At 61.3% G+C, this 9,072-nt stretch carries 10 protein-coding genes; 9 read left to right on the top strand and 1 reads right to left on the bottom strand.

Annotated features, from left to right (window positions below; translation table 11 throughout):
- Positions 1-264: hypothetical protein (locus Q0341_RS09110; RefSeq protein WP_299512355.1), on the top strand; the 264-nt coding region annotated here is incomplete at its 5' end.
- A gap of 37 nt (positions 265-301) precedes the next feature.
- On the opposite strand, the gene Q0341_RS09105 is transcribed toward Q0341_RS09110, so the two are convergent.
- Positions 302-1,162: an energy transducer TonB gene (locus Q0341_RS09105; protein WP_299512353.1), complete on the bottom strand. Its 861-nt coding sequence runs from the start codon at positions 1,160-1,162 to the stop codon at positions 302-304.
- 88 nt (positions 1,163-1,250) lie between these two features.
- Between Q0341_RS09105 and Q0341_RS09100 the strand changes: the two genes are divergently transcribed.
- The 8 genes from Q0341_RS09100 to Q0341_RS09065 form a co-directional block, all read left to right on the top strand.
- The gene (locus tag Q0341_RS09100) at positions 1,251-1,715 is read left to right on the top strand and encodes a rhodanese-like domain-containing protein (protein WP_299512351.1); all 465 of its coding nucleotides are present in this window, start codon (positions 1,251-1,253) and stop codon (positions 1,713-1,715) included.
- 183 nt (positions 1,716-1,898) lie between these two features.
- Positions 1,899-2,777 carry an MBL fold metallo-hydrolase gene (locus tag Q0341_RS09095; RefSeq protein ID WP_299512358.1) on the top strand — a complete coding sequence of 293 codons (879 nt, stop codon included), beginning with the start codon at positions 1,899-1,901 and terminating at the stop codon, positions 2,775-2,777.
- A gap of 7 nt (positions 2,778-2,784) precedes the next feature.
- Entirely contained in the window at positions 2,785-3,591 is an 807-nt protein-coding gene (locus tag Q0341_RS09090; protein WP_299512350.1) for a sulfite exporter TauE/SafE family protein, read from the top strand.
- A 318-nt stretch (positions 3,592-3,909) separates the two neighbouring features.
- Positions 3,910-4,635: an HAD-IA family hydrolase gene (locus Q0341_RS09085; protein WP_299512349.1), complete on the top strand. Its 726-nt coding sequence runs from the start codon at positions 3,910-3,912 to the stop codon at positions 4,633-4,635.
- Positions 4,636-4,692: 57 nt separating this feature from the next.
- A complete protein-coding gene (locus Q0341_RS09080) occupies positions 4,693-5,790 on the top strand; it encodes a class 1 fructose-bisphosphatase (protein ID WP_299512346.1) in 1,098 nt (365 codons plus the stop codon).
- Positions 5,791-5,855: 65 nt separating this feature from the next.
- Positions 5,856-6,740 carry a phosphoribulokinase gene (locus tag Q0341_RS09075; RefSeq protein ID WP_299512343.1) on the top strand — a complete coding sequence of 295 codons (885 nt, stop codon included), beginning with the start codon at positions 5,856-5,858 and terminating at the stop codon, positions 6,738-6,740.
- A 14-nt stretch (positions 6,741-6,754) separates the two neighbouring features.
- The gene (gene tkt / locus Q0341_RS09070) at positions 6,755-8,845 is read left to right on the top strand and encodes a transketolase (protein ID WP_299512342.1); all 2,091 of its coding nucleotides are present in this window, start codon (positions 6,755-6,757) and stop codon (positions 8,843-8,845) included.
- Between the two features lie 9 nt (positions 8,846-8,854).
- A partial coding sequence (locus Q0341_RS09065) for an HAD hydrolase-like protein (RefSeq protein WP_299512339.1) occupies positions 8,855-9,072 on the top strand: 218 nt, incomplete at its 3' end.

The following is a 9,072-nucleotide window of genomic DNA, read 5'->3' as shown; positions in this document are numbered from 1 at the left end:
CACCACGGCATGACCATGACCGGCCGCATCATCCGCGACGCTTGGGTGTTTGGTTTGTTGCCCGAAGGCGATGGTTTTGCTGGCAAACACGCGGGCGATTTGCAAAACCTGTTTGAAGCGGTGCACGCCGCGTGGGCTCCCTATGGCCAGCTGCCCAGTCGATTGCCCGCTGAGATGGCCGAGCGGCATGGACGCATCCATGCCGAGGCCCTGCAACGCGCCAAAGCCATGGGTTGGGACGCCGAGTTGGGCGACGACGACTGAGCGGGTGTTCAAGCGGGGCCCTGGCCCCGTGCTGCGCTCAACGCCCTGTTTGGCTCGATCCCCATTGGTCCATCAGGCGCTGGTCGCTGGCGCTTTCGGCTTCGACGCTGTCTTGGGGCAGCTGGCGCAGGCAGTCGGCCAGCGCTTGCGGGTCCAGTGGATCGGTCGGGGTGGGCGTGGCCACCACTTGGGGCGATTTGCCGTCCCAAGCAAAGGGGTTGCGGAACACGGGCGGCTCGGGCAGGCAGTCGTCTCTGTAAATGGGCGGCCCGTCGTTGGCAAAAGGTGAAAACGAAATCGTCTTGTCAAAAATCAGCGGTTGGCCCGTGGGGGTAGGCGGCAGTGGTGGCATGTTTTGAATGGCTTGGCGGGCGAGCTGTTCGGCTTTGGCCGAGGTGGTCCACAGCGTTTGCACTTGCGTCAAGCGGCCATCGGGGGCGATCTCGATGCGAAAGCGCACCACGCCCTGGTCGGGGCCTTCAACAGCGGTGCCCATCATGCTGCGCACTTGCTGGCCCCAGCTGTAGCGGTAGCCCTTGCTGTTTTTGTTGGTGTAGTTCGCGGCAAAAGCCCATTCTCCGGCGGTGGGCGGCGGGGGCGCGGCCATGCTGGCGCGGGGGCGATCGGGTGAGGGCGGTGGGGCCGGGGTCGCTAAGGCTGTGTCGGGCTGGGGCGCTGTGATGGGTGCAGTGATGGATGTTGACGGAGGCGCTGATGGCGGGTCAGGCAGCGGCTGGCGCGGCGGCGGGATCAGTTCCAAAAAGACAATTTTTTCGGCTGTTTTGGGCGCTTGCGGTGGGCTGACGTGTTGGATGGGGTAGCCACTGGCCAGCAGCAATACGGCGGCGTGCAAAGCCAGTGTGAGCAACAGCGCGATGAAATTTTTGTCTCTGGACATGTGCGCCGAGGCTTTTGTGGGAGTTCTTGCTGCCGTTCAGCGACAATATTCGTTTTGACTGATATTACCCGACGAAGTGGAGACCCCCATGCGCTTTCGCACCCTTGCCCTTGCCGCCGCCACCGCTGGCAGCTTGCTGCTGGCTCCAGCGGCCCACGCCGACAACAAGGCCATGGCCACCGACGAGATGGAGGCGTATCTGGAGTTTGTGGACTACGGCGGCGGCGTGATTTTTGCTGAGCAAATTCCAAAAGACGAGTGGCCCAAGATGGTGGTGATCGATGCGCGTGACCCGGCGCAATTTGCCAAGGGGCACATTCCTGGCGCCGTCAACATGGACTGGCGTCAGGTGCTGGCCAAGCGCAACACCATCCCCAAAAACAAGCCTGTGCTGATTTATTGCAACACCGGGTCGCTGTCGGCTCAGGCCGGTTTTGCGTTGCGCGTCGCAGGGTGGGAGAACGTGCGCATCTTGCAAGGCGGCATGGCAGAGTGGCAGGCCAAAGGCGGCTTTGACGCGGCGGCCAAAGCCGCAGGGCCTGCCAAGCATTGAGGCCCTGGGTTTGCAGACTTGGCCTGTCTGTGCGTGTGGCTTGACTCAAAGCATGCCTCAGTGGGCCGAGGGCGCTAAAGTCATGTTCAGTTGCAGGCTTCTTGCGCCGGGCCCATCAGCGGCCCATCGGGCAAACTGCTGTTTTATTGAGTCGATACGGAAGTCAACATGAATCCAAACCAAATGCACATCGAATCAATTTTTGATCCGGCCACGTTCACCTTCAGCCACATCCTGGCCGACCTGAGCACCCGGCAGTGCGCCTTGATCGACAGCGTGCTGGACTACGACCCCAAGTCGGGCCGCACCCACACCGCCAGCGCCGACCAGTTGGTGGCGCGTGTGAAGGCGCTGGACCTGCGTGTGCAATGGATCTTGGAGACGCATGTGCATGCCGACCATTTGTCGGCCGCGCCCTATTTGCAAAAGCAGCTGGGTGGCCAATTGGCCATTGGTTCGCACATCACCTCGGTGCAAAACGTGTTTGGTAAGCTGTTCAATGCGGGAACCGAATTCGCCCGCGACGGCAGCCAGTTCGACCGCTTGCTGAGCGATGGCGAGACCTTTCAGATTGGCGCTTTGCAGGCCCAGGCCCTGCACACCCCTGGCCACACCCCGGCGTGCATGACCTATGTGGTCACAGATGCCAGTGTCGATCCTGCGCGGCAGGTGGCCTTTGTGGGCGACACCTTGTTCATGCCCGACTACGGCACGGCGCGCTGCGACTTCCCTGGGGGCAGTGCCAGCACGCTGTTCCAGTCGATCCAGAAAGTGCTCAGCCTGCCGGACAGCACCGAGCTGTTCATGTGCCATGATTACCCGCCCGAGACCCGCCTGCCCCAGTGTGTGAGCACCGTGGCTGAGCAAAAAAAGGCCAATGTGCATGTGCACCAAGGCGTAAGCGAGGCCGAGTTTGTGGCCATGCGCGAAAAGCGCGATGCCACTTTGTCCATGCCCGTGCTGATCCTGCCTTCGGTACAAATCAACATGCGCGCTGGCCACATGCCACCGCCCGAAGACAACGGCCAGATTTACCTCAAAATTCCGGTCAATTTGCTCTGAGCAAAGCATGGACACGACAGTCCTGGCCGGTGCACTCGGCGTGTTGATCGGTCTGACCTTGGCGCTGACGGGTGCTGGGGGCGGCGTGCTGGCCATCCCCTTGTTGGTGTTTGGTTTGCATCTGCCGGTGCAACAGGCCGCACCGGTCGGATTGGTGGCGGTGGGGCTGACGGCAGCTTTGGGCGCAGGTTTGGGTTTGCGGCAAGGCATCGTGCGCTACCGGGCGGCGGCTGTCATCGGTTTTGCCGGCATGTGTGTCGCCCCTTTGGGGGTCCTGGCCGCCCAACACCTGCCCAATCGTCCATTGCTTGCGGCCTTTGCCGGCGTACTGATTTACACCGCCTTGCGCATGCTTCGCACACCTGCGGTCGTGAACCTTGATGAGGCCCAGTTGCCATGCCGCGTAGAGGCGGGCCAATCGCGGCTGAGCTGGACGCGGCAATGTGCTCGCGCCTTGTTGGGCACCGGGCTGATGTCCGGCTTTTTGAGTGGCTTGTTGGGCGTGGGCGGCGGCTTTGTCATTGTGCCTGCGCTGACGCGTCACACCAACCTGAGTCTGCCCTCGGTACAGGCCACCTCCTTGGCGGTGATTGCCCTTGTGTCTATCAGCGGCGTCACCGCAGCGGCGCTGCATGGTGCCGTGCCGTGGGCTGTTGCCGTGCCGTTTTCGCTGGGTGCAGGGGCAGGGCTTTTGTCGGGGCGGCGTGTCGCCCAAAATCTCAACCCGACAGTTTTGCAATCGGCGTTTGCCGGGTTTGCCTTGTTGGTGGCGCTGCTCATGCTGGCGCGTGCCTTGGGCTGGCTGCCGACTTAGGCGCATCCCCGTGCAGGCCCGCTCGCCAGCACCGGGCTTGCCGCTGCATTTGGGGCTGGTTCTTTCACACGCTCTGAGTGCTGTGCACACGCAAGGGTCCAGATGGCGTCATGGTCCCTCGGCGGCAGGCGTTGGCCGGCCGCACAAAAGCGATGCGGGCATTTTCCTGGCGCTCAAAAGCCAAAGTTGAACGATTGAAACGATCTTTTGCTGCAGACATTAAGCTTTTTCTTAATTAACTGATTTGCAATATTGAATTGTCCTGAGCCGCAGACTTTCTTAAAGTGGAGTTCTTGTTCTTCAGGGAGGGCTCAACCCATGCTTCAAGCACTGATTTTTGATGTCGATGGCACCTTGGCCGACACCGAAATGGCCCATTTGGCGGCGTTCAACCACGCCTTTGCCGAGATGGGCTTGGACTGGCGCTGGGATGTGCCGCTGTACACCCGCTTGCTGGCGGTGTCGGGCGGCAAGGAGCGCATCAAGGCGTATTGGCAAACCCTGGAGACCCAGCCCAAGGACATCACGGGCGCGGGCATGCAAGAGACGATTGACCATTTGCACGAAATCAAAACAGCCGCTTACGAGCAAGCCGTGCAAGACGGTGCGGTGCAGATGCGCCCGGGGGTGCTGGCGCTGCTGTCGGCCGCCAGTGTGGCCGGGCTCAAGCTGGCCATCGCCACCACCACCTCGCCCGTCAACATCGCGGTTTTGCTGCGCCAAGCCATCGGCCCGGATTGGAAGCTGAATTTTGCGGTGATTGAGGACGCTTCGACCGCGCCGCGCAAAAAACCCGACCCGATGGTCTACCAGCAAACCCTGTCCCGCCTAGGGCTTGCGCCTGAGCATTGCCTGGCGTTTGAGGATTCCGAGAACGGCCTGCGTGCCGCCATGGCCGCAGGTTTGCCCACGGTCATCACCCCCAACAATTTCACCGCCGAACACGATTTCAAAGGCGCATTGCGCATTTGCCCCAACCTGCAGGGCGTGGGGCTGGCGCAGTTGCGTGAATGGCACCACACCGCTTTCAAGGCCCAGGCATGAACCCCGTGCGCATTGCCGAATTCCCGAATTTATAAAACTTCAGAGAGTGTTTGCCCCATGTCCTTGAGCCCCCGCACCACGCCCACCCTGACGCAGTACCTGATCGAAGAGCGTCGCCGTTTTCCCGATGCCAGTGGTGACTTCAATGCCTTGATTTTGGATGTGGCCATGGCCTGCAAAGCCATTGCCAAATCGGTCGCCTACGGCGCTTTGGCCGACATGTACGGCAACCACGCGGCCGATGCAGGCGGCAGCATCAACGTGCAAGGCGAGACCCAGAAAAAACTCGACGTGGTCAGCAACGAGTTGTTCATCCGCATGAACGAGTGGGGCGGCCACTTGGCGGGCATGGCTTCAGAAGAAATGGACTTGCCCTACGCCATTCCCAGCGAGTACCCCCGTGGCAAATACCTGTTGGTGTTCGATCCGCTCGATGGCTCCTCCAACATCGATGTCAACGTTTCGGTGGGCAGCATCTTCAGTGTCTTGCGTGCGCCCGATGCTTTGGCCGAAGGTGGGCCTTTGACAGAAGCCGATTTTTTCCAGCCTGGCGCGCACCAAGTGGCCGCAGGCTATGCCTTGTATGGCCCGACCACCATGCTGGTGTTGTCGGTGGGCAATGGCGTGGCGGGCTTTACCTTGGACCCGGTGATGGGCGAGTTCATGCTCACCCACCCCGAGCTGCGCGTGCCCGAAGACACCCAAGAGTTCGCCATCAACGCCTCCAACAGCCGTTTTTGGGAAGCTCCAGTCAAGCGCTATGTGGACGAATGCCTGGCCGGAAAAACCGGGCCCCGTGGCAAGGACTTCAACATGCGCTGGATTGCTTCGATGGTGGCCGAGGCGCACCGCATCTTGATGCGCGGCGGCGTTTTCATGTACCCGCGAGACAGCAAAGATCCCACCAAAGCCGGTCGCCTGCGGCTGCTCTACGAAGCCAATCCGGTGGGATTCATCATGGAACAAGCGGGCGGTCGCGCCAGCACCGGCAGCCAAGCCATGCTGGACGTGCAGCCGACCAGCTTGCACCAGCGTATTGGCTTGGTGTTCGGCTCGAAAAACGAGGTTGAACGCATTGAGCGTTACCACGCCGAGCCACCCCAGCAGGACTCCTATGCCCCCTTGTTTGCCGAGCGCAGCTTGTTCCGCGATTGACACCCCAAGGCCATCAGCCCAGTCATTCGCGTTGAGCCCCTCTATTTAGAACTCAGGAGATTTTCATGTCAGAGAGACACCCCATCATCGCCATCACCGGCTCCAGCGGCGCGGGCACGTCCACCGTGACGCGTACGTTTTCCAACATCTTTCGCCGCGAAGGCGTGAAGGCGGCCATCATCGAGGGCGACAGCTTTCACCGCCATGATCGCAAGGAAATGAAGCTGCGCCAGGCCCAGGCTGAAAAAGAAGGCAACATGAACTTCAGCCACTTCGGTTCGGACAACAACCTGTTTGGCGAGATTGAAAACTTGTTTCGCGACTACAGCCAAACCGGGCAAGGCCAAGCGCGCAAATACCTGCACAACGCCGAAGAAGCCGCGCCCTTCAGCCAAGAGCCGGGCACCTTCACGCCCTGGGAGGCCTTGCCAGACGATACCGACATGCTGTTTTACGAGGGTCTGCACGGTGCAGTGGTCACGCCTGAGCACAACATTGCCCAATACCCCGACCTGCGGGTGGGGGTGGTGCCGGTCATCAACCTGGAGTGGATTCAAAAACTCTGGCGCGACAAGCACCAGCGTGGTTACAGCACCGAGGCGGTCACCGACACCATCTTGCGCCGCATGCCCGACTACGTGAATTACATCGTGCCCCAGTTTGAGCACACACATGTCAACTTCCAGCGCGTGCCCATGGTGGACACCTCCAACCCATTCATCTCGCGCGACATCCCGTCCGCAGACGAAAGCATGGTGGTGATCCGCTTTGCCAACCCCAAGGGCATTGATTTCCCATACCTGCTCAACATGATCAACGACTCCTGGATGAGCCGAGCCAATACCATCGTGGTGCCTGGTGGCAAGATGGAAATCGCCATGCAACTGATCTTCACGCCCTTCGTGTGGCGGATGATGGAGCGCCGCAAACGGGCGCTGGGACAAGCTTGAAAGAGGCCGCGACCATGCACACCCAGCACCCGACTCCTGAGACGGCCCAACGCATGGCGAACGCTGTGCGCATGCTGGCCGTTGACGCGGTGGAAGCCGCTAAATCTGGCCACCCCGGCGCACCCATGGGCATGGCTGACATCGCCGAAGTGCTCTGGCACAGGCACCTGAAACACAACCCGGCCAATCCGCAATGGGCCAACCGTGACCGCTTTGTGCTGTCCAACGGCCACGGCTCCATGCTGATCTATGCCTTGCTGCACCTGACCGGTTACGACTTGCTGCTGGACGAGCTGAAAAAGTTCCGCCAACTGCACAGCCAAACCCCGGGCCACCCCGAGGTCGACATCACCCCGGGCGTGGAAACCACCACTGGCCCTTTGGGCCAAGGCATCACCAATGCGGTGGGCATGGCGCTGGCAGAAAAATTGCTGGCGCAGGAGTTCAACCAAGAAGAAGACGGACAAGCCTTCACCATCGTAGACCACATGACCTATGTGTTTCTGGGCGATGGTTGCTTGATGGAGGGCATCAGCCACGAGGCCTGTTCGCTGGCGGGCACCTTGCGCTTGTCCAAACTCGTGGCACTGTACGACGACAACGGCATCTCCATCGATGGCCATGTGGAAGGCTGGTTCACCGACGACACGCCCAAGCGCTTTGAAGCCTATGGTTGGAACGTGATCGCCAAGGTGGACGGGCACGACCCGCAAGCGGTGAACGCCGCCATCGAGGCGGCCAAGGCGCAAGCCCACAGCCCCAACGGCAAACCCACGCTGATCTGCTGCCAAACCGTGATCGGCATGGGCTCGCCCAACAAGGCAGGTACCCATGACGTGCACGGGGCGGCACTGGGTGCGGCCGAAGTGGCCGCCACCCGCGAGGCACTGAACTGGCCGCATGCCCCCTTTGAAGTGCCTGCTGACGTCGCCGACCTTTGGAATGCCAAGGCCCAAGGTGAGCGAGCCGAAAGCCAATGGCGCGAGGCCTTTGCGCAGTACGCCCGCCGTTACCCGCAAGAGGCGGCCGAGTTCGAGCGCCGCATGCGTGGCGACTTGAGTGCCACTTACACCGAGGGTTTGCACAAAGCCTTGAGCACCATCGTGGCCAAACCGGACGCCGTGGCCACCCGCAAAGCCAGCCAAAATGCGCTGGACGTGTTGGCCCCCTTGCTGCCCGAGTTCTTCGGCGGCAGTGCCGACCTCACGGGCTCGAACCTGACCAACTTCAAGGACTGCACCAAGGCCGGCCGCGACACCTGGGGCAACCACTTGTCTTACGGTGTGCGCGAATTCGGCATGGCCGCCATCATGAACGGCATGGCGCTGCATGGCGGTTATTTGCCTTACGGCGGCACTTTCCTGACGTTCTCGGATTACTCGCGCAACGCCATCCGAATGGCGGCCTTGATGAAAAAGCGCGTCATCCATGTGTTCACGCACGACTCGATCGGTTTGGGCGAAGATGGCCCCACGCACCAAAGCGTGGAGCATGTGCCCAGCTTGCGCCTCATCCCGGGACTCGATGTGTGGCGTCCCGCCGATGGGCTGGAGACTGCAGTGGCCTGGGCTTGCGCCATTGAACGGCGCAATGGCCCCAGTGCCTTGGCCTTGTCTCGGCAAAATCTGCCCCAGCTGCTGACCGATGTGGCCGATGCCGCCAAGGTGCGCCAGGGCGGCTACATCCTGAGCGACATGCCAGGGGCCCAAGCCATCATCGTGGCCACAGGTTCTGAGACCTCTTTGGCCATGAAAGCACAGGCCGAACTGGCCACCCAAGGTGTGGCCACACGGGTGGTGTCCATGCCCTGCACCAACGTGTTTGACCGCCAAAGCGAGGCCTACCAAGACATGGTTTTGCCGCTGGGCTTGCCCACCGTGGCGGTCGAAGCCGCACACCCCGACTTCTGGCGCAAATATGTGGGCCGCACGGGTATGGTGATCGGCATCGCCAGCTTTGGCGAGTCGGCCCCAGCGCCCGCTTTGTATGCGCACTTCGGCATCACGACACAGCGCGTGTGCGACGCCGTGCGCATCCTGGTGCACCGCCACACCCACCGCCAGACCGAACCCCTACCCGCACACATCGTGCCTTCAGACCATTGACCCACCAACATGACGTCAGAAACACAAGCCTATTTTTTCGACCTGGACGGCACCCTGGTCGAAACCGCCCCTGAAATTGCCGATGCCGTGAACGACACCTTGCGCTATTTCGATTGGCCCGAAGTCTCGCAGCAACAAGTCAATGACTGGATTGGCCACGGCACCAAAGAGTTGCTGATTCAGGCGCTGGCCAGCGTCACGCACACCCCGGTGGCATCGGTGCGCAC

The organism is uncultured Limnohabitans sp. (assembly GCF_937889215.1).
GTDB lineage: Bacteria > Pseudomonadota > Gammaproteobacteria > Burkholderiales > Burkholderiaceae_C > Limnohabitans_A.
Note: the sequence above shows the minus strand (reverse complement) of the source record. Positions and strands in the feature narration are given on the sequence as shown.